The following is a 25000-nucleotide window of genomic DNA, read 5'->3' on the forward strand; positions in this document are numbered from 1 at the left end:
CCGATTCGTGTCTGTACCGCCCACAAGGCGTGTTTGACGAGGTTGCGACTGGAACGAAGTTGTCCCGAGGGACGGAAGCTAACCAGGTAACCCGGCTACACACTGATGGATCGTACAAAGGCCCACGACGCCCGAAGACCGTTCGCAGTTCGCCCTTACCTGCTCAACTCCCCCTTGAGCCCCATCGTTCATCCCGTCGCCCCTCCCCGTCAGACTTGACTTGAACACCTGAGCTTCTGGTCAGCGAGCAACCCTACCCAGGCAACGAATGCCGGGCTGGCAAACGGATACTTCAAACAAGACGCGACGAGGTTTTTCCCCATGGCACTGACACGCGAACAGCAAATTGCAGCCCTTGAAAAAGACTGGGCTGAAAACCCACGCTGGAAAGGCGTGACCCGCGCTTATTCCGCTGCTGACGTCGTCCGCCTGCGTGGCTCGGTTCAACCTGAGCACACCTTTGCAAAACTCGGCGCCGAGAAGCTGTGGAACCTGGTAACCCAAGGTGCCAAGCCTTCCTTCCGTCCCGACAAAGATTTCGTCAACTGCATGGGCGCCCTCACTGGCGGCCAGGCAGTCCAGCAGGTGAAAGCCGGTATCCAGGCGATCTACCTGTCCGGCTGGCAAGTGGCAGCGGACAACAACTCCGCCGAATCCATGTACCCCGACCAATCGCTGTACCCGGTGGACTCGGTTCCGACCGTGGTCAAGCGCATCAACAACTCGTTCCGCCGTGCCGACCAGATCCAGTGGAAAGCCGGTAAAGGCCCGGGCGATGAAGGCTACATCGACTACTTCGCGCCCATCGTGGCTGACGCCGAAGCCGGTTTCGGCGGCGTACTGAACGCCTACGAACTGATGAAGAGCATGATCGAGGCAGGCGCTGCCGGCGTGCACTTCGAAGACCAACTGGCGTCCGTGAAAAAATGCGGCCACATGGGCGGCAAGGTACTGGTTCCGACCCAGGAAGCCGTACAGAAGCTGACCGCTGCCCGCCTGGCCGCTGACGTTGCCGGCACGCCGACCATCATCCTGGCGCGTACCGATGCCAACGCCGCTGACCTGCTGACCTCGGACTGCGACCCATACGACCAACCGTTCGTGACCGGCGAACGCACCCAGGAAGGCTTCTATAAAGTCCGCGCCGGTCTCGACCAGGCCATCGCTCGCGGCCTGGCCTACGCGCCGTACGCCGACCTGATCTGGTGCGAAACCGCCAAGCCGGACCTGGACGAAGCCCGTCGTTTCGCCGAAGCGATCAAGAAGGAATACCCGGACCAACTGCTGTCCTACAACTGCTCGCCTTCCTTCAACTGGAAGAAGAACCTGGACGACGCGACCATCGCCAAGTTCCAGCGCGAACTGTCCGCCATGGGCTACAAGCACCAGTTCATCACCCTGGCCGGCATTCACAACATGTGGCACAGCATGTTCAACCTGGCGCACGACTACGCCCGCAACGACATGACCGCCTACGTGAAGCTGCAAGAGCAAGAGTTCGCTGACGCCGCCAAGGGCTACACCTTCGTGGCTCACCAGCAGGAAGTGGGCACCGGCTACTTCGACGACATGACCACCGTGATCCAGGGCGGCACCTCGTCCGTGACCGCGCTGACCGGCTCGACCGAAGAAGAACAGTTCCACTAAGCACCGCGTACACGGCCACTGCGGCCCCAAGGAAGACCTAACCGCAGTGCCGCACAGCAATCACGCCCCGACTGGTTCGGGGCGTTTTTTTGCCCACAGCAAAAACACCACACTGTGTAGGAGCCGGCTTGCCGGCGATGGCGGCTTTAAAATCACCGCAAGAGTCAAGGGCCTCATCGCCGGCAAGCCGACTCCTACAGGGGGGGGCGCATGAAAAAATGTGCAAAACATTGATCCAGAGCGGTATTCGCGTGGATCAGATCGGTTAAAAGATCTCCGTCAGCAACTAAGCGACACTCTAGCAAGTAACGGCAACTTCCCCCGCCATACGAGAAACATTCGCTTAAACCCCACGCAAACAATATTCATTATCATTTAGCGCATGAAAACTTCGTTACAGGTTAAACAAAACACAATTGATCAAATGCCCGCTAATGCCCGCCGCACAAGGGCTACAGCCCCAGGAAGGTGCACTATGTCCTTATTCCATCGAATAATTTCGCTATAGGAATTTTACTTGCCCGGTGTTTAGCCATAAAATCATCGCGATTGATTGCAGTGCGACATATCGTCACTGCATCGTTACTTTTTCGAGCTCAGAGACCTTTGCTCTCTGTTAAGGATTTCCAGCATGACCGAAGCGACAGGACTCATGGCCCACAACTGGGGCTTTGCCATTTTCCTCCTCGGTGTTGTCGGCCTCTGCGCCTTCATGCTTGGTGTCTCCAGCCTCCTCGGGTCAAAAGCCTGGGGCCGCAGCAAAAATGAACCGTTCGAATCCGGCATGCTGCCTACAGGTGGCGCCCGCTTGCGGCTCTCAGCCAAATTCTATCTGGTCGCGATGCTGTTCGTGATCTTCGATATCGAAGCCCTCTTTCTCTTTGCCTGGTCTGTGTCCGTCCGCGAAAGCGGCTGGACCGGATTCGTCGAAGCTCTCGTTTTCATAGCAATTCTGTTGGCAGGCCTTGTCTACCTATTCCGAGTGGGCGCCCTTGATTGGGCTCCGGAAGCTCGTCGTAAGCGGCAAGCGAAGCTGAAACAATGAGGCTTTGGCGATGCAATACAATCTCACCAGGATCGACCCGGATGCTCCTAACGAGCAGTACCCCATCGGCGAACGGGAAACCGTTTCCGACCCGTTAGAAGACCAAGTCCACAAAAACATCTACATGGGCAAGCTGGAAGACGTGCTGAGTGGCGCGGTCAACTGGGGGCGTAAAAACTCCCTGTGGCCGTACAACTTCGGTCTGTCCTGCTGCTACGTGGAAATGACCACCGCCTTCACGGCGCCCCACGACATCGCGCGCTTTGGCGCCGAAGTGATACGGGCCTCGCCGCGCCAGGCGGATTTCATGGTTATCGCCGGAACCTGCTTTATCAAGATGGCGCCGATCATTCAGCGTCTCTACGAGCAAATGCTCGAGCCAAAGTGGGTTATCTCCATGGGTTCGTGCGCCAACTCCGGTGGCATGTACGACATCTACTCCGTCGTTCAGGGGGTGGACAAGTTCCTGCCCGTGGACGTCTACGTGCCTGGCTGCCCGCCCCGCCCTGAAGCATTCCTGCAAGGCTTGATGCTGTTGCAGGAATCGATTGGCAAGGAGCGTCGCCCGCTTTCCTGGGTCGTCGGCGATCAAGGCGTGTACCGCGCCGAGATGCCGTCGCAAAAGGAACAGCGCCGCGAACAGCGAATCGCAGTCACCAACCTGCGCAGCCCCGACGAAGTCTGATCCAGCACCGCTTCTTTTATAGAACGAAAACCTGGCTTCATTCTTTACGTTGACCGAAAGCGATAAAAAACCATGACTACAGGCAGTGCTCTGTACATCCCGCCTTATAAGGCAGACGACCAGGATGTGGTCGTCGAACTCAATAACCGTTTTGGCCCTGATGCCTTCACCGCCCAGGCCACACGCACCGGTATGCCGGTGCTGTGGGTGGCGCGTGCCAAGCTTGTCGAGGTCCTGACCTTCCTGCGCAACCTGCCCAAGCCGTACGTCATGCTCTATGACCTGCATGGCGTGGACGAGCGTCTGCGCACCAAGCGCCAGGGGCTGCCGAGCGGCGCCGATTTCACCGTGTTCTACCACCTGCTGTCGATCGAACGTAACAGCGACGTGATGATCAAGGTCGCCCTGTCCGAGAGCGACCTGAGCGTGCCGACCGTGACCGGCATCTGGCCGAACGCCAGCTGGTACGAACGCGAAGTCTGGGACATGTTCGGGATCGACTTCCCGGGCCACCCGCACCTGACGCGCATCATGATGCCGCCGACCTGGGAAGGTCACCCGCTGCGCAAGGACTTCCCTGCGCGCGCCACCGAATTCGATCCGTTCAGCCTCAACCTCGCCAAGCAGCAGCTTGAAGAAGAGGCTGCGCGCTTCCGTCCGGAAGACTGGGGCATGAAGCGCTCCGGCACCAACGAGGACTATATGTTCCTCAACCTGGGCCCGAACCACCCTTCGGCTCACGGCGCCTTCCGTATCATCCTGCAGCTGGACGGCGAAGAAATCGTCGACTGCGTACCGGACATCGGCTACCACCACCGGGGTGCCGAGAAGATGGCCGAGCGTCAGTCGTGGCACAGCTTCATCCCGTACACCGACCGTATCGACTACCTCGGCGGCGTGATGAACAACCTGCCGTACGTGCTCTCGGTCGAGAAGCTGGCCGGCATCAAGGTGCCGGACCGCGTCGACACCATCCGCATCATGATGGCCGAGTTCTTCCGGATCACCAGCCACCTGCTGTTCCTGGGTACCTATATCCAGGACGTCGGCGCCATGACCCCGGTGTTCTTCACCTTCACCGACCGCCAGCGTGCCTACAAGGTCATCGAAGCCATCACCGGTTTCCGCCTGCACCCGGCCTGGTACCGCATCGGCGGTGTTGCCCACGACCTGCCCAATGGCTGGGAGCGCCTGGTCAAGGAATTCATCGACTGGATGCCCAAGCGTCTGGACGAGTACCAAAAGGCTGCGCTGGATAACAGCATCCTCAAGGGGCGTACCATCGGCGTCGCCCAGTACAACACCAAAGAGGCCCTGGAATGGGGCGTCACTGGTGCTGGCCTGCGTTCCACCGGTTGCGACTTCGACCTGCGTAAAGCGCGTCCGTACTCGGGCTACGAAAACTTCGAATTCGAAGTCCCGCTGGCCGCCAATGGCGATGCCTACGACCGTTGCATCGTGCGCGTCGAAGAAATGCGCCAGAGCCTGAAGATCATCGAGCAGTGCATGCGCAACATGCCGGCCGGCCCGTACAAGGCGGATCACCCGCTGACCACGCCGCCGCCGAAAGAGCGCACGCTGCAGCACATCGAAACCCTGATCACGCACTTCCTGCAGGTTTCGTGGGGCCCGGTCATGCCGGCCAACGAGTCCTTCCAGATGATCGAAGCGACCAAGGGTATCAACAGTTATTACCTGACGAGCGATGGCGGCACCATGAGCTACCGCACCCGGATTCGTACGCCGAGCTTCGCCCACTTGCAGCAGATCCCTTCGGTGATCAAGGGCGAGATGGTCGCGGACTTGATTGCGTACCTGGGTAGTATCGATTTCGTTATGGCCGACGTGGACCGCTAAGCATGAACAGCACGCTTATCCAGACAGACCGTTTCACCCTGAGTGAAACCGAGCGCTCGGCCATCGAGCACGAGCTGCATCACTACGAAGACCCGCGCGCGGCGTCGATCGAAGCCTTGAAGATCGTCCAGAAGGAGCGTGGCTGGGTGCCGGATGGCGCCCTCTACGCCATCGGCGAGATCCTCGGCATCCCCGCCAGCGACGTTGAAGGCGTGGCCACGTTCTACAGCCAGATCTTCCGTCAGCCAGTGGGTCGCCACATCATTCGCGTATGCGACAGCATGGTCTGCTACATCGGTGGCCACGAGTCGGTGGTCAGCGAAATCCAGAACAAGCTGGGCATCGGCCTCGGCCAGACCACCCCGGACGGCCGCTTCACGCTGCTGCCGGTGTGCTGCCTGGGCAACTGCGACAAGGCGCCGGCGTTGATGATCGACGACGACACATTCGGTGACGTGCAGCCTGCTGGCGTGACCCAATTGCTCGAGGGCTACCCATGACCCTGACTTCTTTCGGCCCGGCCAACCTGATCAAGCGTTCGCCCGAGACCCATCCCCTGACCTGGCGCCTGCGTGACGATGCCGAACCCGTATGGTTCGACGAGTACCAGGCCAAGAACGGTTACGCCGCTGCACGCAAAGCCTTCGCCGACATGGCCCAGGACGACATCGTCCAGACCGTGAAGGACGCCGGCCTCAAAGGCCGCGGCGGTGCTGGCTTCCCCACGGGCGTGAAGTGGGGCCTGATGCCCAAGGACGAATCCATCAATATCCGCTACCTGCTGTGCAACGCGGATGAAATGGAGCCGAACACCTGGAAAGACCGCATGCTGATGGAGCAACTGCCCCATCTGCTGATCGAAGGCATGCTGATCAGCGCCCGCGCACTGAAAACCTACCGTGGCTACATCTTCCTGCGTGGCGAGTACACCACCGCCGCCAAGCACCTCAACCGTGCCGTGGAAGAAGCCAAGGCAGCGGGCCTGCTGGGCAAGAACATCCTCGGTTCCGGTTTCGACTTCGAACTGTTCGTGCACACCGGCGCCGGGCGTTACATCTGCGGTGAAGAAACCGCACTGATCAACTCCCTCGAAGGCCGCCGCGCCAACCCGCGCTCCAAGCCGCCCTTCCCTGCCGCCGTGGGCGTGTGGGGCAAGCCGACCTGCGTGAACAACGTCGAGACCCTGTGCAACGTGCCGGCGATCATTGCCGACGGCGTGGACTGGTACAAATCGTTGGCCCGCGAAGGCAGCGAAGACATGGGCACCAAGCTCATGGGCTTCTCCGGCAAAGTGAAGAACCCTGGCCTGTGGGAACTGCCGTTCGGCGTGACCGCACGCGAGCTGTTCGAGGACTACGCCGGCGGCATGCGCGACGGCTACACCTTGAAAGCCTGGCAGCCAGGCGGTGCCGGTACCGGCTTCCTGCTCCCCGAGCACCTCGACGCACAGATGTATGCCGGCGGCATCGGCAAGGTGGGCACCCGGATGGGTACCGGCCTGGCGATGGCGGTCGACAACACCGTGAACATGGTGTCCTTGCTGCGCAACATGGAGCAGTTCTTTGCCCGCGAGTCCTGCGGCTTCTGCACCCCATGCCGCGACGGTCTGCCGTGGAGCGTCAAGCTGCTGATGGCCCTGGAAAACGGCGAAGGCCGCGAGGGTGACATCGAGACCCTGCTGGGTCTGGTCGGTTTCCTCGGCCCAGGCAAGACCTTCTGTGCTCACGCACCGGGCGCCGTGGAGCCATTGGGCAGCGCAATCAAATACTTCCGCTCGGAGTTCGAAGCCGGCATCGCGCCTACCAGCGCCGCCGTCCCGCCTCTGGCAAGGCCGATCGTAGTCGGCGCGTAACGCTTTAACAGGCGAAGGGTCCGTGCCCTTCAACTGCTCATGGGCTGACGCCGTAAAGGCTGTGTTGATGCCCATGAATAACAAGATTCCATTAGCCACGCCCGCTGACAACGGGCCAACGAAGAACTTTGAACCATGGCCACTATCCACGTAGACGGCAAAGCGCTCGAAGTCGATGGGGCAGACAACCTGTTACAGGCATGTCTCTCACTAGGCCTCGACATCCCGTATTTCTGCTGGCACCCCGCGCTTGGTAGCGTCGGTGCCTGTCGCCAGTGTGCGGTCAAGCAATACACCGACGAGAACGACACCCGTGGTCGTATCGTCATGTCCTGCATGACCCCAGCCACCGACAACACCTGGATCTCCATCGACGATGAAGAATCCAAGGCGTTCCGCGCCAGTGTCGTCGAATGGCTGATGACCAACCACCCTCACGACTGCCCGGTCTGTGAGGAAGGGGGTCACTGCCACCTGCAAGACATGACGGTGATGACCGGCCACAACGAGCGCCGTTATCGCTTCACCAAGCGTACCCACCAGAACCAGGACCTCGGCCCGTTCATTTCCCACGAAATGAACCGCTGCATCGCCTGCTACCGTTGCGTGCGTTTCTATAAAGACTACGCCGGCGGCACCGACCTCGGCGTATTCGGCGCCCACGACAACGTGTACTTCGGTCGCGTTGAAGACGGCGTGCTCGAAAGCGAGTTCTCCGGCAACCTCACCGAGGTCTGCCCGACCGGTGTGTTCACCGACAAGACCCACTCCGAGCGCTACAACCGTAAATGGGACATGCAGTTCTCGCCGAGCATCTGCCATGGCTGCTCCAGCGGTTGCAACATCTCCCCGGGCGAGCGCTACGGCGAACTGCGTCGGATCGAAAACCGTTTCAACGGTTCGGTCAACCAGTACTTCCTGTGCGACCGTGGCCGTTTTGGCTATGGCTACGTCAACCGCGAAGACCGCCCACGCCAGCCACTGCTGGCCGATGGCGCCAAGCTGAGCCTGGACGACGCGCTGGATAAAGCCGCCGACCTGCTGCGCGGTCGCAACATCGTCGGTATCGGTTCGCCACGTGCCAGCCTCGAAAGCAACTACGCGCTGCGCGAGCTGGTGGGTGCCGAGCACTTCTATTCCGGTATCGAAGCCGGTGAGCTGGAGCGTATCCGCCTGGTCCTGCAAGTGCTGAACGACAGCCCGCTGCCCGTGCCGAACATGCGCGACATCGAAGACCACGACGCCATCTTCGTACTCGGTGAAGACCTGACCCAGACCGCTGCCCGCATCGCCCTGTCGCTGCGCCAATCGGTCAAGGGCAAGGCAGAAGACATGGCCGACGCCATGCGCGTACAGCCTTGGCTCGACGCCGCCGTGAAAAACATCGGCCAGCACGCGCTGAACCCGCTGTTTATCGCCAGCCTGGCTGAGACCAAGCTCGACGACATCGCTGAAGAATGTGTGCACGCTGCACCGGATGACCTGGCGCGCATCGGTTTCGCCGTGGCCCACGCCCTCGATGCCAGCGCACCGGCCGTCGAAGGCCTGGACACTGAAGCCGCCGAACTGGCCCAGCGCATCGCTGACGCCCTGCTGGCCGCCAAGCGTCCCTTGATCATCGCCGGCACCTCGTTGGGTTCCAAGGCGCTGATCGAAGCCGCCGCCAACATCGCCAAGGCCTTGAAGCTGCGCGACAAGAACGGTTCCATCAGCCTGGTCGTGCCGGAAGCCAACAGCCTTGGCCTGGCCATGCTCGGTGGCGAGTCCCTGGACGCCGCCCTGCAGGCAGTGACCGACGGCAAGGCCGACGCCATCGTCGTACTGGAAAACGACCTGTACACCCGCACCGATGCCGCCAAGGTTGACGCGGCACTGAACGCCGCCAAGGTCCTGATCGTCGCCGACCACCAGAAGACCGCCACCAGCGATCGCGCCCACCTGGTGCTGCCAGCCGCCACCTTCGCCGAAGGCGACGGTACCCTGGTCAGCCAGGAAGGCCGCGCCCAGCGCTTCTTCCAGGTGTTCGATCCGAAGTACATGGACGCCAGCATCCTGGTTCACGAAGGCTGGCGCTGGCTGCATGCCCTGCGCGCAACCCTGCTGAACCAGCCGATCGACTGGACCCAGCTCGACCACGTCACGGCCGCCGCCGCTGCAAGCGCGCCGCAGCTGGCACGTATCGTCGACGCCGCACCGTCCGCCGCGTTCCGCATCAAGGGCATGAAACTGGCCCGTGAACCGCTGCGCTACTCCGGCCGTACCGCCATGCGCGCCAACATCAGCGTGCACGAACCGCGTACACCCCAAGACACCGACACCGCGTTCGCCTTCTCCATGGAAGGTTACTCGGGTTCGGTCGAGCCGCGTCAGCAGGTGCCGTTTGCCTGGTCGCCGGGCTGGAACTCGCCGCAGGCCTGGAACAAGTTCCAGGACGAGGTCGGTGGTCACATCCGCGCTGGCGACCCGGGCACCCGCCTGATCGAAAGCACCGGTGACTCGCTGAACTGGTTCGCGGCCGTACCGCGTCCGTTCAACCCGGCCCAGGGCACCTGGCAGGTCGTGCCGTTCTTCCACCTGTTCGGCAGCGAAGAGAACTCTTCCAAGGCCGCGCCGGTACAAGAGCGCATCCCGCAAGCCTACGTATCCGTGGCCAAGTCCGAAGCCGACCGCCTGGGCGTCAACGACGGTGCCCTGCTCAGCCTGAACGTGGCCGGCCAGACCCTGCGTCTGCCGCTGCGCATCAATGATGAGTTGGGTGCTGGCCTGGTTGCACTGCCTAAAGGCCTCGCCGGTATTCCACCTGCGATCTTTGGCAAAACCGTTGACGGTCTGCAGGAGGCAGCGCAATGACCTGGTTCACCCCTGAAGTGATCGACGTGATCATCTCGGTCGTCAAGGCCATCGTGATCCTGTTGGCCGTGGTCGTCGCGGGCGCCCTGCTCAGCTTCGTCGAACGTCGCCTGCTGGGCTGGTGGCAGGACCGTTACGGTCCGAACCGCGTTGGCCCGTTTGGTATGTTCCAGATCGCTGCCGACATGCTGAAAATGTTCTTCAAGGAAGACTGGACCCCGCCGTTCGCCGACAAGGTGATCTTCACCCTGGCACCGGTCGTGGCCATGAGCGCCTTGCTGATCGCCTTCGCGATCATCCCGATCACCCCGACCTGGGGTGTGGCGGACCTGAACATCGGCTTGCTGTTCTTCTTCGCCATGGCCGGCCTGTCGGTCTACGCGGTGCTGTTCGCCGGCTGGTCGAGCAACAACAAGTTCGCCCTGCTGGGCAGCTTGCGTGCCTCGGCCCAGACCGTGTCCTACGAAGTGTTCATGGGCCTCGCGCTGATGGGCATCGTGGTGCAGGTGGGCTCGTTCAACATGCGCGACATCGTCGAGTACCAGGCGCAGAACCTGTGGTTCATCATTCCGCAGTTCTTCGGCTTCTGTACCTTCTTCATCGCTGGCGTCGCCGTGACTCACCGTCACCCGTTCGACCAGCCGGAAGCGGAACAGGAACTGGCCGACGGTTACCACATCGAATACGCCGGCATGAAGTGGGGCATGTTCTTCGTCGGTGAATACATCGGCATCATCTTGATCTCGGCCCTGCTGGTCACGCTGTTCTTCGGCGGCTGGCACGGTCCATTCGGCATCCTGCCGCAGTTGGCGTTCTTCTGGTTCTTCCTGAAGACCGCGTTCTTCATCATGTTGTTTATCCTGCTGCGCGCTTCCATTCCGCGTCCACGATACGACCAGGTGATGGATTTCAGCTGGCGCTTCTGCCTGCCGCTGACCCTGATCAATTTGCTGGTGACTGCTGCCGTTGTGTTGTTGAACACGCCAGCGGGCGCGGTTCAGTGAGGATTTGACCCATGTTCAAATATATTGGCGACATCGTTAAGGGTACCGGTACCCAGTTGCGAAGCCTGGTGATGGTGTTCGGTCACGGCTTCCGCAAACGCGACACCCTGCAATACCCGGAAGAAGCGGTGTACCTGCCGCCGCGCTATCGCGGCCGCATCGTGCTGACCCGCGACCCCGATGGCGAAGAGCGTTGCGTAGCCTGCAACCTGTGCGCCGTGGCGTGCCCGGTGGGTTGCATCTCCCTGCAGAAAGCTGAAACCGAAGACGGTCGCTGGTACCCGGACTTCTTCCGCATCAACTTCTCGCGCTGCATTTTCTGCGGCCTCTGCGAGGAAGCTTGCCCGACCACCGCGATCCAGCTGACACCGGATTTCGAGATGGCCGAGTTCAAACGTCAGGACCTGGTGTACGAGAAAGAAGATCTGCTGATCTCTGGTCCCGGTAAAAACCCTGATTACAACTTCTATCGTGTTGCAGGTATGGCCGTTTCCGGTAAGCCGAAAGGCGCCGCACAAAACGAAGCCGAGCCGATCAACGTGAAGAGCTTGCTGCCTTAAGGAAGAAAGATGGAATTCGCTTTCTATTTCGCATCGGGTATCGCGGTTGTGTCCACGCTTCGCGTGATCACCAACACCAACCCTGTGCACGCCCTGCTCTACCTGATCATTTCGCTGATCGCCGTGGCCATGACCTTCTTCAGCCTCGGCGCACCGTTCGCCGGTGTGCTGGAAGTGATCGCCTACGCCGGCGCCATCATGGTGCTGTTCGTGTTTGTGGTGATGATGCTCAACCTGGGGCCGGCTTCGGTCGCCCAGGAACGCGTCTGGCTCAAGCCTGGCATCTGGCTTGGCCCGGTGATCCTGGCAGCCCTGCTGCTGGCTGAACTGCTGTATGTGCTGTTCGCTCACCAGAGCGGCCAGGCCATCGGCCACACCACCGTAGACGCGAAGGCCGTGGGCATCAGCCTGTTCGGCCCGTACCTGCTGGTGGTCGAACTGGCTTCGATGCTGCTGCTCGCCGCAGCCATCACGGCCTTCCACTTGGGCCGCAACGAAGCCAAGGAGCAATGACGATGCCTGCTATCCCTTTGGAGCATGGTCTGGCGGTCGCCGGCATCCTGTTCTGCCTTGGCCTGGTCGGCCTGATGGTCCGCCGTAACATTCTGTTCGTGTTGATGAGCCTGGAAATCATGATGAACGCTGCAGCACTGGCGTTCATCGTGGCGGGTGCACGTTGGGGCCAGCCGGATGGACAAGTCATGTTCATCCTGGTGATCAGCCTGGCAGCCGCGGAGGCCAGCATTGGCCTGGCGATCCTGCTGCAACTGTATCGTCGCTTCCACACGCTTGATATCGACGCTGCCAGTGAGATGCGCGGATGAACATGATCTTTCTGACTTTCTTATTCCCCCTGATCGGTTTCCTGCTGCTGTCGTTCTCCCGTGGACGCTGGTCGGAAAACGTTTCTGCCCTGGTGGGCGTGGGTTCCATTGGCCTGTCGGCGATCGTTGCCGCCTACGTCATCTGGCAATTCAACGTCGCGCCGCCGGAAGGCGGTCACTACACCCTGGTGCTGTGGCAGTGGATGTCGGTGGAGGGCTTCAAGCCGAACTTCGCCCTCTACATCGACGGCCTGTCGATCACCATGCTGGGCGTTGTCGTCGGCGTGGGCTTCCTGATCCACCTGTTCGCGTCCTGGTACATGCGCGGTGAAGCCGGTTACTCGCGCTTCTTCTCGTACACCAACCTGTTTATCGCCAGCATGCTGTTCCTGGTGCTGGGCGATAACCTGTTGTTCCTGTACTTCGGCTGGGAAGGCGTGGGCCTGTGCTCGTACCTGTTGATCGGTTTCTACTACAGCAACCGCAACAACGGTAACGCGGCACTCAAGGCCTTCATCGTTACCCGGATCGGCGACGTGTTCATGGCCATCGGCCTGTTCATCCTGTTCCAGCAAGTGGGCACGCTGAACATCCAGGAGCTGCTGGTGCTGGCACCGCAGAAATTCCAGGTCGGTGACTTCTGGATCACCCTGGCCACCCTGATGCTGCTGGGCGGTGCCGTGGGTAAATCCGCGCAACTGCCACTGCAAACCTGGCTGGCGGACGCGATGGCCGGTCCTACCCCGGTTTCCGCGCTGATCCACGCGGCAACCATGGTGACTGCCGGTGTCTACCTGATCGCCCGCACCCACGGCCTGTTCACCCTGGCCCCGGACATCCTGCATCTGGTAGGCATCGTCGGCGGCGTGACCCTGGTGCTGGCCGGTTTTGCTGCCCTGGTACAGACCGACATCAAGCGGATCCTCGCCTACTCGACCATGAGCCAGATCGGCTACATGTTCCTGGCCCTGGGCGTCGGTGCCTGGGACGCGGCGATCTTCCACCTGATGACCCACGCCTTCTTCAAGGCCCTGCTGTTCCTGGCTTCCGGTGCGGTGATCGTTGCCTGCCACCACGAGCAGAACATCTTCAAGATGGGCGGCCTGTGGAAGAAACTGCCACTGGCCTACGCCAGCTTCATCGTCGGTGGTGCCGCACTGGCCGCCCTGCCGCTGGTGACCGCCGGTTTCTACTCCAAAGACGAAATCCTCTGGGAAGCCTTTGCCAGCGGTAACCAGAATCTGCTGTACGCAGGCCTGGTGGGTGCGTTCATGACCTCGCTGTACACCTTCCGCCTGATCTTCATCACCTTCCACGGTGAAGCCAAGACCGAAGCACACGCAGGCCACGGCATCTCGCACTGGTTGCCATTGTCGGTACTGATCATCCTGTCGACCTTCATCGGCGCCATGATCACCCCGCCTCTGCACGGTGTACTGCCACAAAGCGTCGGCCATGCCGGCGGCGAAGCCCAGCACAGCCTGGAAATCGCCTCGGGTGCCATCGCCATCGCCGGTATCCTGCTGGCGGCCCTGCTGTTCCTTGGCAAGCGCCGCTTCGTGACGGCCGTTGCCAACAGTGGCATTGGCCGCTTCCTTTCGGCCTGGTGGTTCGCTGCCTGGGGCTTCGACTGGATCTACGACAAACTGTTCGTCAAGCCTTACCTCGCCATCAGCCATGTACTGCGCAAAGACCCGCTCGACCAGACCATCGGTTTGATCCCGCGCACCGCCAAGGCCGGTAACACCGCCCTGAGCCGCAGCGAGACGGGCCAATTGCGTTGGTATGCAGCTTCCATGGCGGCCGGTGCCGTGCTAGTGATCGGCGCCATCGTGGTGGTAGCGGTCTGATATGAACTTTGCGAACTTGCGAAAGGAAACGAGCCCGTCATGATTCTGCCCTGGCTAATCCTGATCCCCTTTATCGGCGGCCTGCTCTGCTGGATGGGTGAACGCTTCGGCGCCACCCTCCCCCGCTGGATTGCGTTGCTGACCATGTCCCTGGAACTCGCACTCGGCCTCTGGCTGTGGGCCCATGGCGACTATTCATTTGCTCCGGCACCGGGTGTCGATCCGACCTTCGCGCTTGAATTCAAGCACGTGTGGATCCAGCGCTTCGGCATCAACGTGCACCTGGCCCTCGACGGCCTGTCGCTGTTGATGATCCTGCTGACCGGCCTGCTGGGTATCCTCTCGGTACTCTGCTCCTGGAAAGAGATCCAGCGTCACGTGGGCTTCTTCCACCTGAACCTGATGTGGATCCTGGGCGGTGTCGTCGGCGTGTTCCTCGCCCTCGACCTGTTCATGTTCTTCTTCTTCTGGGAAATGATGCTGGTGCCGATGTACTTCCTCATCGCGCTCTGGGGTCACAGTTCTTCGGACGGCAAGAAAACCCGGATCTACGCAGCGACCAAGTTCTTCATCTTCACCCAGGCTTCCGGCCTGATCATGTTGGTGGCGATCCTGGGCCTGGTACTGGTCAACTTCAACAACACCGGCGTGATTACCTTCAACTACGCCGACCTGTTGAAGACCAAGATGTCCCTGACCACCGAGTACGTGCTGATGCTGGGCTTCTTCATCGCCTTCGCGGTGAAGCTGCCGGTGGTGCCGTTCCACTCCTGGCTGCCTGACGCTCACGCACAGGCGCCGACCGCAGGTTCCGTGGACCTGGCCGGTATTCTGTTGAAGACGGCGGCCTACGGCCTGCTGCGTTTCGCGCTGCCGCTGTTCCCGAATGCCTCGGCCGAGTTCGCGCCGATCGCCATGACCCTGGGTCTGATCGGGATCTTCTACGGTGCGTTCCTGGCCTTCGCGCAAACCGACATCAAGCGTCTGATTGCCTTCTCGTCCGTTTCCCACATGGGTTTCGTACTGATCGGCATCTACTCCGGCAGCCAACTGGCGCTGCAGGGCGCCGTGATCCAGATGCTGGCGCACGGTGTCTCGGCCGCTGCACTGTTTATCCTGAGTGGTCAGCTGTACGAGCGCCTGCACACCCGTGACATGCGTGAGATGGGTGGCGTGTGGTCACGCATCGCGTACCTGCCGGCGATCAGCCTGTTCTTCGCGGCTGCCTCCCTGGGCTTGCCGGGCACCGGTAACTTCATCGGCGAGTTCCTGATCCTGATGGGTGCCTTCGTGCAGACGCCATGGATCAGCGCCATCGCCACTTCCGGCCTGGTGTTCGGTTCGGTCTACTCGTTGATCATGATCCACCGCGCCTACTTCGGCCCGGCCAAGTCCGACACTGTCCTGCAAGGGATGGATGCTCGCGAACTGATCATGGTGCTCGGCCTTGCGGTATTGCTGATCTACATCGGCGTGTACCCGCAACCGTTCCTGGACACTTCTGCCGCAACGATGCATGGCGTGCAGCAGTGGTTCGGCACCGCCTTCTCTCAACTCGCTTCGGCCCGGTAAGAGCGCTATGGAATTCACGATCCAACACTTTATCGCGCTTGCGCCGCTGCTGATCACCAGCCTCACCATCGTGGTGGTGATGCTGGCGATCGCCTGGCGCCGCAATCACTCGCAAACGTTCCTGCTGTCCTGTGCCGGCCTGAACCTGGCCCTGCTGTCGATCATCCCGGCCCTCAAGGTCGCGGCACTGGCGGTCACGCCATTGATGATGGTCGATGATTTCGCGCTGCTGTACATCGCGCTGATCCTGGTCGCGACCCTGGCCTGCGTCACCCTCGCCCACGCCTACCTCGGCGAAGGCGGCACCGGCTACCCAGGCAACCGCGAAGAGCTGTACCTGCTGATCCTGCTGGCTGCGGCCGGTGGCATCGTGCTGGTCAGCGCACAGCACCTGGCGGGCCTGTTCATCGGTCTGGAACTGCTGTCGATCCCGACCTACGGCCTGGTGGCCTACGCCTTCTTCAACAAGCGCTCCCTGGAAGCCGGCATCAAGTACATGGTGCTGTCAGCCGCCGGTTCCGCGTTCCTGTTGTTCGGTATGGCCCTGCTCTACGCCGAAGCCGGCAGCCTGAGCTTCACCGGTATCGGCCACGCCCTGGCCACCACCAACAGCCCTGCGCCGATTGCCCAACTGGGCCTGGCGATGATGCTGATCGGCCTGGCGTTCAAGTTGTCGCTGGTACCGTTCCACCTGTGGACCCCGGACGTGTACGAAGGCGCCCCGGCGCCAGTGGCTGCGTTCCTGGCCACGGCGTCGAAGGTCGCGGTGTTTGCGGTGATGGTGCGTCTGTTCCAGATCTCGCCTGCCGCCAACACCGGCGTGCTGAGCAACGTACTGACCGTGATCGCCATTGCGTCGATCCTGTTCGGTAACCTGCTGGCCCTGACCCAGAACAACCTCAAGCGTCTGCTGGGTTACTCGTCCATTGCCCACTTCGGCTACCTGCTGATCGCCCTGGTGGCGAGCAAAGGCCTGGCCGTGGAAGCCATCGGCGTGTACCTGGTCACTTACGTGATCACCAGCCTCGGTGCGTTCGGCGTGATCACCCTGATGTCCTCGCCTTACAAAGGCCGTGACGCCGACGCCCTGTACGAATACCGCGGCCTGTTCTGGCGCCGTCCGTACCTGACCGCCGTACTCACCGTGATGATGCTGTCCCTGGCCGGCATCCCGCTGACCGCTGGCTTCATCGGCAAGTTCTACATCGTCGCCACCGGCGTCGAAGCGCACGAGTGGTGGTTGGTCGCTTCCCTGGTGCTGGGCAGCGCCATCGGCGTGTTCTACTACCTGCGCGTGATGGTCACCCTGTACCTGATCGAGCCAAACCTGCGCCGTGTGGATGCCGAGCTGCATTGGGAGCAGAAGGCAGGCGGCGTGATGCTGCTGGCCATCGCCCTGCTCGCGTTCTTCCTGGGCGTGTACCCACAACCGTTGCTCACCCTGGTGCAGCACGCGGTGCTGGGCGTTTGATCGCTTAGCGGGATGCGGTAAACAAAACGGCGCCTTCGGGCGCCGTTTTGCGTTTCAGGGGCAGGGGCTTTTACCCTCCCCTATTCACGGAAATTTCCTCGCCCATCGGCCTCCCCATCCGGCATCTACCCGATGAACGCCGCCGTATGGTGTCTGCGTTTTAGGAAAGTTCCCACAGCAGAGTCACTTGACCCTTAGCGAGTGGGCCACCAAACTATACGCAGGCTACGTACAGAACATGGATGCTCTATTTATCGAACTGCCGGCCTTCGAGCGGCATCGCAAGGACTATCTGAGTGACGAGCTTTTCCAGGGTTTTCAACAAGCGTTGATGAAGAACCCGGAAGCGGGAGACGTGATCGAGGGAACAGGCGGACTGCGCAAGGTTCGCTTCGTCGATGAGCGACGCAATAAAGGCAAGCGCGGTGGCCTGCGGGTCATTTACTACTGGTGGTCGGGCGGCACGCAATTCTGGCTGTTCACCCTGTACGGCAAGCACGAACAGGATGACCTGACACCACAGCACAAAAAAGCCCTAAAACACATGCTGGACAGGGAAATCAAAGCGAGAACACATCATGAAACGTGAAATCTTTTCCGAACTGGTCGAAGGCTTCGACGCCCTGGCAGAAGAACGCCAAGGCAAAGTCACCCTGCGAACCCACAAGGTTCACCTCAAAAACCTGGCACCACTCACCGCTGAGGAAGTCGTCGCCGTGCGCCAACAACTCAACCTCTCCCGGTCGGTGTTCGCCATGTACCTGCGCACCAACACCCGTACCCTGGAAAACTGGGAGCAAGGTCGGGCCAAGCCGAATGCCCAGGCTGCCACGCTGATTCGCCTGGTGGCACGTTTCCCGGAAACCGTGGCGCAACTCGCTGCATTGGGTTGATGCGTAAAGCCCCGACAGATTCGGGGCTTTTTCACGCAGTGCCATTAACCACCGAGCATATCGGCAAAGGTCTCAGCATCGGGTAACCCCTCCCCCGCCCAAATCGTCGGTACGACGCGCGGTGAACCGTCGGTCCAGAACAGCACCCGCACGGCGGGGTCCATACGCGTCCGCCACTCACCGAGCTGCGCCGGCAATGGCAGCATCATCAGCGATTCATCGAAGGCCTCCAGGGAAAACACCTCGCTCAAGGCCGACAACGCCAGCCTTTCCACCTCACCGTACCAGGCTGTATCCGACGGCGACAAAACGCCAACGGCTGCAGCAACGGTCAGCGGAAAATAACGCCCCACCCGATCCACACTGGGGATCATCACCCCAGCCCAACCTTGCTCACCACACACACCTGCCGCCAGCGCAAAGTGCCAGATCGGGCTGCACAGGTACGCCTCCAGCCATTGCTCGTCCAGGCGCTCACGGCTGCACTGCAAGCCGGCCTGCAACCAGGCGTCCCAGGGGTTCAGGAATGCCGGCGGCAAACGACGGCTGACAAAATCCCCCAGGCTCGGGACCTTGCCGAAAAATCCATTCATGGCAGTTTCCTAAAAACTGCCCGGGCAATGGAATTGCTCGAGGCTGTCGCGGCGGAAGGGGTTGATCACACTGCTGGCGCGCAACAGGTAAGCCACGTGGTGGCCTTCCAGGTTGAAGGTCAGTTGCAGGTGTTCGCCCTGGGTGTTCACTACCGCCTTGTCCATCATCCGTAGCCAGCCCCAGGGCCCGTCGCTGCGCAACGGATTGACCAGCGCTGGGGTGGCATCCAGGCGTACCAGCCCGCCGGACTTGCCGCTGGGCAAGGCGATGCTGGTGAAGTCGGGCACGTTACCGGCGTCATACACTACCGGTTGGCCATCGATCTCCAAGGTGACGTTACTCAGCGCCGGGTCAGCTCCCAGGGTCTTCAGGTCGAAGCGCAGGGAGGGCTGACGCGCGCCAGCCACGAAGAACATGTCCCGCAGCCGGGCGCCGCGCTGGAACTGGTTGAGTACATCCTGGGAGATATTCAGCGGTGTCACGCCGGTAGAACGCCAGCGCCACTGGCTGCCGCTCATGTCAACGTAAGCCGCGAGGTTCTTGCTGAAAAAATCATCCATCAACCCACCGGGACCGAAGAACTTGCCGAAGTCATCGGCGGTGGCATCCCGAGTGGAACTGCGCACCAGCGGATAACGCCCATCGATGGCCGCCCGACAAAACGGTGCGCCGGTCGCCTCCCACAATGCATTCAAACGGGCCTTTTCATTCCCCAGGGTCAGCGCGCTGCCCCCCGACTCCACATCCCGCATCAGCGTCGACAGCGGCGCAGGCTGCGTATCACCCGAGCGCTTCAGGCGCCCCAGCACCTCGTTGGACGGTGCCGGCGCCGCGCTACGGCGAGCTGCATCAGCGCTGTCGAAGAATTGCCCCGCCTCCTTCAACGACGCCAGCACCTCATCCACCGGCTGCGGACCGGTGCCATTGCCTACCAGGCGATGCAGCGCGGCAAAATGCTGGTCCACAGGATTCGCCGATGCATCCGTCACCGGCGCCGGGTTGTCGCCGCCCAACGCTGACTGCAGTTTTTGCGTGGCGACAGCGATCTTGTCGCGCACACGCTGGTCGGTGTCCTTGCCGGAGGCCGAGCTCAGGGCGCCTTCAAGTGTGGTCTCTTTCGACACCGCGACCAGCAACGCGCGCAGCGGTGAATCGCTGGCGGCAAGCCCATTGGTCACCAGCGAGGCCTGCCCAAGGCTGGTCAACGGTGCCAGGTGCACATCCGCCAGGAAGGTATCCCATTGACGGATATAGTCGGCGTAGTACAGCTCCAGCACCGCCGCCTGCATGGCCGGGTTGCCGCCGGCGATCTGAGCCGATTCCTGGCGGTCAAGCACCCAGCTGTCCTTGGCCATGTCGGCCACGGCCTGCGGGGTCTTTTCGTTCAGCTCACGGTAACCGGCGATGCTGTACACGCCACTCACCCCACGGGACAACGGTTCGCCGCTGGCGCGGGTAAACAGCGACGAGACATCCCGCCCCACTGCACGGTTCACGCTCAGTTCCGCCAGGCGTTGCTGGTCGACCTGGCGCTTCACGCGGTTATAGATGCGCTGGGACAGCGGCATGCTGGCCAGTGCCAGGCGCACCTTGGCCACCAGCGCACTGTCCAGTTGCACCGGCTCAGCCTCGTCGTCAGCTTCCAATAGCGCCGCGACGTGATCCGACAGCTGTTGCAACTGCGCAGGCGTGGCCTGGGGCAGTTCGCGGCGCCAGTCCACATCGACCCAGGCCTGCACCGACGGCGCATCGAAGAACTGCCGCTCCCCCAGCATCAGATAGGCGCGCAGGGTCTCGTAGAGGAATTCCTGGTTACTCGCATCGCCACGGCGCAGCGCGTTCTCCATGTTCGCCACGATGTGCGGCAGCAAGGTGCTGCGCAGCAGGCGCCGGTAGAGCGTCACCGCACCGGCCCCGAGCTTGTCGCCCTGGTACAGGCCCATGCGACTGAGCAGCGGCACACGGCGGTCGCCATCAATGTAGCCGCTGGGCAGTGCGCGCGCCGCATCGAGCAGCGGCAAGGTCACCAGCACATCGCCTTCGGCCGGCAGCGCCTTGGCCAGTTGCGCGACATGGGTAGCGGCAATCGACGCGTCGCTGATCAGTTGCAGGTTGCGGTTGTAACTGATGCTCATGCCCGCCAGCAGCGCTACGAATGCCACGCCTGCGGCCACGCGCCCGGCCCGCTCCAGCAGCCGACGCCGCCGTTGTTCCTGGTGATTGACCCCAGCGAGCCCGGCTTCCTTGAAGATCACCTCGCGCAGCAGTCGGGTGATGAAGTAACTGCGCCCACTGGCCACATTCGGCGCCAGCACGTTGCGGCCCAAGCCGAAGGACGCCGCCAGCGAACTCATCACCCGGTCGATCGGGCTGCCTTCCTGGGTGCCGCTGGTGAAATACACACCGCGCAGCAACGCCGGTGCCTGATAGCGATTGGCTTCAAAGACGGTATTTAGGAAACGCGTGAGGCCGTCGCCAAGGCTGGCGAACTGTTGCGGGAAGCTGTAGAGCAAAGCGCGCCGAGACAGGTCGCGTTCCTGCTGCAATCGCTCCAGCACACGCCGTTGCAACTGGCGCTCCAGGGCGTCGAACTCGCCCGGAAACGACGCCAGGCTCGGATCGGCCTGGGGTGGCTGCGCCAGCGGGAACGTCACGCCCCATACCTGCGCCCGCTCATCGCGGCCGAACGTCTCGAAGAACTCCGAGAAGCCCGCGAGCAAGTCGCATTTGGTGATGATCACATACACCGGGAAGCGCAGGCCCAGGCGCTCGTACAGCTCATTGATGCGCGCCCGGATCGCCACGGCCTGGGCCTGGCGCTGGGCATCGGTCTGTTGCAGCAGGTCACTGACGCTCAGAGCCACGATCACGCCATTGACCGGGCGTTGGCGACGGTACTTTTTCAGCAGGTCGAGAAAGCCGCCCCACGCCGCCTTGTCCACTTCGGTGTAGCTGTCTTGGGTGGTGTAGCGTCCGGCGGTGTCGAGCAACACCGCCTCATCGGTGAACCACCAGTCGCAATGCCGCGTGCCGCCGACGCCACCGATGGCACCACTGCCCATGGCTTCACGCAGGGGAAACTGCAGCCCGGAATGGGTCAGTGCGGTGGTCTTGCCGCTGCCCGGCGCGCCGACAAACATGTACCACGGCAGTTGATACAGGTACTGCCCGCTCATCTTCCAGCCGGGGTTGGCCTTGCGCAGCACCGCCATGGCCGAACGCATGCGCTCGCCCAACTCGGCCACTTCGGCCTGGGACTCGCGCACGCCGGGCGCTACTACCGGGGCTTCGGCCACGCCGGCCATCAAGCCGCGGTTGGCGCGCCAGGCTCGCCACAGGCGCCAGGCAAAATACCCGGCCCACACCAGCACAAAGAGTGCGATCACCCCCCAGCGCCGCGACTCCGGCGCCAACGGCTCAGTGCCGTTGAACGCCAGCAACGGCCCCTCGTACCACACCAGCAGCGACAGCAAGGCCACACCGATCAGCGACAGCAACCAGGGCTTGAGCAGCCACAGGATGAAGCGCTCCACCGGGGACCATAACAACGAAAACAGCGTCGAAAAATTCATGGCTATTGCGCCTGGGAAGGGATCAATACGGTGATATCGACGCGGCGGTTACGCGCACGATTCGCCGCTGAGTCGTTGGGCACCAGGGGTTCGGTTTCGCCACGGCCTTCGCTGCGGTAACGCTCTACCGGCCCGGCCCGTTGCGCCAGCAAACGCGCGACGGTCTTGGCCCGCGCCTGGGACAGGTCGAAGTTGGAGCCCAGCCGCGAAGTCGCCGAGGGCCGCACATTGTCGGTATGCCCGACGACGACCACATCCCCCTGCACCGTGGCCAGGGCATCGCCGATACGTGCCAGCAGGCCATCGAAGTGGCTCGACACTTCGGCGCTGCCGGAGGCGAACACGCCGTCGCCGCGCAGGGTGATCACCGAGCGGTCGGCGCTGTCTTTCACCGCCACCAGCCCCTGGGCCACTTCGGGCGCGAGGAACCCGGCCAAGCGTACGGGTGCAGGTGTGGCCGGCACCGCGACTTTCAGCGGCGAGGCCACGCGGATAGCACCCAACTGGGCAAACACCGGGTCGGACGCGCGGTTGAGCAACCAGCTGTAGGTCAGCTGCACACTCAACAGCAACACCGCTGCCACCGACGCCAGCACCCACAACGGCACCCGCCGCAGCATCGATGCCTGCGGGGCTTCGGCGCCGCGCCAGCGCGGTGACAAGTCCTGTTCCTGGTTGCCGCGTTGCTGGTTGATCAATTGCAGCAGGCGTTCGCGCAGCAGCCCCAACTGATCGAGGCCGCGATCCAACACGCGATAACGTCCCTCCAGCCCCAGCGCCATGCACAGGTACATCAACTCCAGCACGTCGATATGGGTACGCAGGTCCTGGCTCAGACGCTGCAGGATCATGAAGAACTTCTCGCCGCCCCATGCCTCGTTGTGAAACGTCACCAACAGGCTGCGACTGCCCCACACGCCCGCGCCCCACGGGGTGCTGGCGATGGTTTCGTCGACCAGGGTGCACAGCGCGTAGCGCGCCGCGGCCACGGTTTCCACATCCACCTGGCTGGCGCGAGCCTGGGCTTCGAAGGCCTGCACCGCCTGGATCAGGCGCTGGCGCAGGCTTTCCATGTCTGGCATCGCAGTGAGGGTGCGCAATGGCACCACCAAATCCAGCAGTGGGTTGGCCGCCCGCACCAGCGGGTTCAGCCCTTGTCCCTGCAGCACCGGCGCCGCGCGCTGCACCGGCGCCACGGGGGCTGCCGGACGCCGCCCGCCCGGCGTGGGGATCAGCAAGGTGCGGTCAGGGTCGCCTTCAAAAGTGTCGTTCACGTCAGTCACCTTGGCTTAATTGCGGATCGCCCAGAACTGCATCTCCAGGCCCGGGAACACCCCGGCGATATGCATGGCAAAACCGGCCGACTGGCTCAGCAATTGCCAATACTCGCTGCTGCGATCGAGTTCGAAATAGGTAAAGCCGGCATGGAATGGCAACTGCCGCGGCGCCACCGGCAAGGGGCGCAAGCCGATGCCCGGCAGCTGCAGGTTGACCAGGTCGCGGATCTTCTCCACCGAGCCGATCTTGACCTGCGGCGGGAAGCCATTGCGCACGTTCTCGGCGGACATCTGCGCCTGCACCGCCAGAATGAAGGTGGCCGAGCGCAGCAAGTCCTGGTCGGGCAGGACCGCCACGCGAATGCCGTACTGGCGCTCTTCCAGGGGGATGGCGATGGCACGGGCATCCATCACCGTCGACAGCGCGCGACGCAGGTCGAGCATCACCGGGGCGAAGGTTTCCGCCAGGGCCGCGTGGCGATACGCCGGGTAGGCGCCGGCACGCTTGTCATCGCGGGTAAAGGTCGCCAACTCACCGGCCAGGCCCACGAGGTCGCGGTACAGTTGCTCCGGGTGCAGGCCAGTCATCGCCGCCAGGTGCCGCACCAACGGCAAGCTGCGATTGAGCATCTGCAACAACAGAAAGTCGGCGATTTCTGCCGCACCGCTGCCATCGGGCTGGGTCAGGCGCGACGCCAGGGCTTCGACCCGTTGCTGCATCAAGCCCAGCAGCTCATCGACAAACGCCCCCAGGCGCTCGGCGGCGCGCATGTCCAGGCACGGCGGGCAGTACTCGCGGTTAAGCACCACGCTTTTGTCGGCGCGCTTTTCCAGCACATGGGCGATGCCCAGGGTGGTGTAGGCATCCGCCACATCGCCTTCAAACGCCAGGCGCAGGCGCAGCTTGCCGATGCTCATCAATGCGCTGTTGTCCAGGCCATTGCTGTCCCAGGCTTCGTATTCGCTGCTGCGATGACGGGCGAAGTTTTCAACGCTGGGGTTATCGTCCACCTCCGAGACACCGGGGCGCAGGCTGGGAAGCGCGAGCACGACTTTCAGGTCGCGGGCATCGCCGGGGATCTCCAGGGGCAGCGGCATTTCATCGCCAAACGGCAGGCCGACCGGCGTGCCGTCAGGTAACACCCCCCTGAAGGACAGCAACGACAGCTTGCCCATGGCCAACTGCTGCGGATCGATTTCCAGCGTGGAGAACCCCCAGCCGTACGCACGCAAGGCACTGACGCGGGCTTCCAGTTGGGCCTGCAGGAAACGATCGTGTTGTTGCAGGTGCTGAGGCTGCAGCAGCATGCCTTCGGACCAGACGACTTTGTTATTCCAGGACATGAATGCTTCTCTCAACATGGCTGTGCGTTTGTGGTGAGCGGGCTTGCTGTGGTGAGCAAGCTTGCTGTGGTGAGCGGGCTTGCCCCGCGCTGGGCTGCGAGAC

General features: G+C 62.2%; 20 protein-coding genes. 16 read left to right on the top strand and 4 right to left on the bottom strand.

Translation table 11 applies throughout. The features are described 5' to 3' along the window. Positions 1-321: 321 nt before the first annotated feature. The 16 genes from aceA to BM70_RS0127375 all read left to right on the top strand — a co-directional run bounded on the left by aceA (position 322) and on the right by BM70_RS0127375 (position 18110). Positions 322-1647 (top strand): isocitrate lyase, encoded by a 1326-nt coding sequence (aceA, locus tag BM70_RS0127300; protein WP_025858968.1) that lies wholly within the window; start codon positions 322-324, stop codon positions 1645-1647. Positions 1648-2278: 631 nt separating this feature from the next. Next, positions 2279-2692, top strand: a complete 414-nt coding sequence (locus BM70_RS0127305; RefSeq protein WP_003219575.1) for an NADH-quinone oxidoreductase subunit A — start codon at positions 2279-2281, stop codon at positions 2690-2692. A 10-nt stretch (positions 2693-2702) separates the two neighbouring features. After that, positions 2703-3377: an NADH-quinone oxidoreductase subunit B family protein gene (locus BM70_RS0127310; RefSeq protein WP_003174719.1), complete on the top strand. Its 675-nt coding sequence runs from the start codon at positions 2703-2705 to the stop codon at positions 3375-3377. A 72-nt stretch (positions 3378-3449) separates the two neighbouring features. Then, complete coding sequence (gene nuoC, locus BM70_RS0127315; protein WP_025858969.1) at positions 3450-5234, top strand: NADH-quinone oxidoreductase subunit C/D; 1785 nt, start codon at positions 3450-3452, stop codon at positions 5232-5234. A 2-nt stretch (positions 5235-5236) separates the two neighbouring features. Beyond that, a complete protein-coding gene (gene nuoE / locus BM70_RS0127320) occupies positions 5237-5734 on the top strand; it encodes an NADH-quinone oxidoreductase subunit NuoE (RefSeq protein WP_003174721.1) in 498 nt (165 codons plus the stop codon). Next, positions 5731-7086: an NADH-quinone oxidoreductase subunit NuoF gene (gene nuoF / locus BM70_RS0127325; RefSeq protein WP_025858970.1), complete on the top strand. Its 1356-nt coding sequence runs from the start codon at positions 5731-5733 to the stop codon at positions 7084-7086. The genes nuoE and nuoF overlap by 4 nt, the downstream gene beginning before the upstream one ends. Before the next feature lie 135 nt (positions 7087-7221). Continuing rightward, positions 7222-9936, top strand: coding sequence for an NADH-quinone oxidoreductase subunit NuoG (gene nuoG, locus BM70_RS0127330; protein ID WP_025858971.1), 2715 nt, complete (start codon positions 7222-7224; stop codon positions 9934-9936). Further along, entirely contained in the window at positions 9933-10940 is a 1008-nt protein-coding gene (gene nuoH / locus BM70_RS0127335; RefSeq protein WP_017137518.1) for an NADH-quinone oxidoreductase subunit NuoH, read from the top strand. The genes nuoG and nuoH overlap by 4 nt, the downstream gene beginning before the upstream one ends. An 11-nt stretch (positions 10941-10951) precedes the next feature. Then, positions 10952-11500, top strand: a complete 549-nt coding sequence (nuoI, locus tag BM70_RS0127340; RefSeq protein ID WP_025858972.1) for an NADH-quinone oxidoreductase subunit NuoI — start codon at positions 10952-10954, stop codon at positions 11498-11500. A 9-nt stretch (positions 11501-11509) separates the two neighbouring features. Beyond that, the gene (gene nuoJ, locus BM70_RS0127345; RefSeq protein WP_017476146.1) at positions 11510-12013 is read left to right on the top strand and encodes an NADH-quinone oxidoreductase subunit J; all 504 of its coding nucleotides are present in this window, start codon (positions 11510-11512) and stop codon (positions 12011-12013) included. A 2-nt stretch (positions 12014-12015) separates the two neighbouring features. After that, positions 12016-12324, top strand: coding sequence for an NADH-quinone oxidoreductase subunit NuoK (gene nuoK / locus BM70_RS0127350; RefSeq protein WP_003174727.1), 309 nt, complete (start codon positions 12016-12018; stop codon positions 12322-12324). Then, positions 12321-14174, top strand: coding sequence for an NADH-quinone oxidoreductase subunit L (nuoL, locus tag BM70_RS0127355; protein WP_025858973.1), 1854 nt, complete (start codon positions 12321-12323; stop codon positions 14172-14174). Before nuoK ends, nuoL begins: the two co-directional genes overlap by 4 nt. 39 nt (positions 14175-14213) lie before the next feature. Beyond that, positions 14214-15746 carry an NADH-quinone oxidoreductase subunit M gene (nuoM, locus tag BM70_RS0127360; protein WP_025858974.1) on the top strand — a complete coding sequence of 511 codons (1533 nt, stop codon included), beginning with the start codon at positions 14214-14216 and terminating at the stop codon, positions 15744-15746. Between the two features lie 7 nt (positions 15747-15753). Continuing rightward, entirely contained in the window at positions 15754-17217 is a 1464-nt protein-coding gene (gene nuoN / locus BM70_RS0127365) for an NADH-quinone oxidoreductase subunit NuoN (RefSeq protein ID WP_025858975.1), read from the top strand. Positions 17218-17455: 238 nt separating this feature from the next. Then, complete coding sequence (locus BM70_RS0127370; protein WP_043274395.1) at positions 17456-17806, top strand: toxin; 351 nt, start codon at positions 17456-17458, stop codon at positions 17804-17806. Next, positions 17796-18110 (top strand): DNA-binding transcriptional regulator, encoded by a 315-nt coding sequence (locus BM70_RS0127375; RefSeq protein WP_025858977.1) that lies wholly within the window; start codon positions 17796-17798, stop codon positions 18108-18110. Before BM70_RS0127370 ends, BM70_RS0127375 begins: the two co-directional genes overlap by 11 nt. A 44-nt stretch (positions 18111-18154) precedes the next feature. Here BM70_RS0127375 and tagF read toward each other — a convergent pair whose 3' ends face one another. Genes tagF through tssK form a run of 4 tightly spaced genes read right to left on the bottom strand, consistent with a single transcriptional unit; the run spans position 18155 to position 24897 of the window. Then, positions 18155-18703, bottom strand: a complete 549-nt coding sequence (tagF, locus tag BM70_RS0127380) for a type VI secretion system-associated protein TagF (RefSeq protein ID WP_025858978.1) — start codon at positions 18701-18703, stop codon at positions 18155-18157. Between the two features lie 9 nt (positions 18704-18712). Continuing rightward, positions 18713-22276: a type VI secretion system membrane subunit TssM gene (gene tssM / locus BM70_RS0127385; protein ID WP_051556795.1), complete on the bottom strand. Its 3564-nt coding sequence runs from the start codon at positions 22274-22276 to the stop codon at positions 18713-18715. Between the two features lie 2 nt (positions 22277-22278). Further along, a complete protein-coding gene (gene icmH, locus BM70_RS0127390) occupies positions 22279-23550 on the bottom strand; it encodes a type IVB secretion system protein IcmH/DotU (protein ID WP_043274394.1) in 1272 nt (423 codons plus the stop codon). Positions 23551-23565: 15 nt separating this feature from the next. Then, positions 23566-24897: a type VI secretion system baseplate subunit TssK gene (gene tssK, locus BM70_RS0127395; RefSeq protein WP_025858981.1), complete on the bottom strand. Its 1332-nt coding sequence runs from the start codon at positions 24895-24897 to the stop codon at positions 23566-23568. Positions 24898-25000: the final 103 nt, after the last annotated feature.

The organism is Pseudomonas sp. CHM02, assembly GCF_000612585.1.
Taxonomy (GTDB): domain Bacteria; phylum Pseudomonadota; class Gammaproteobacteria; order Pseudomonadales; family Pseudomonadaceae; genus Aquipseudomonas.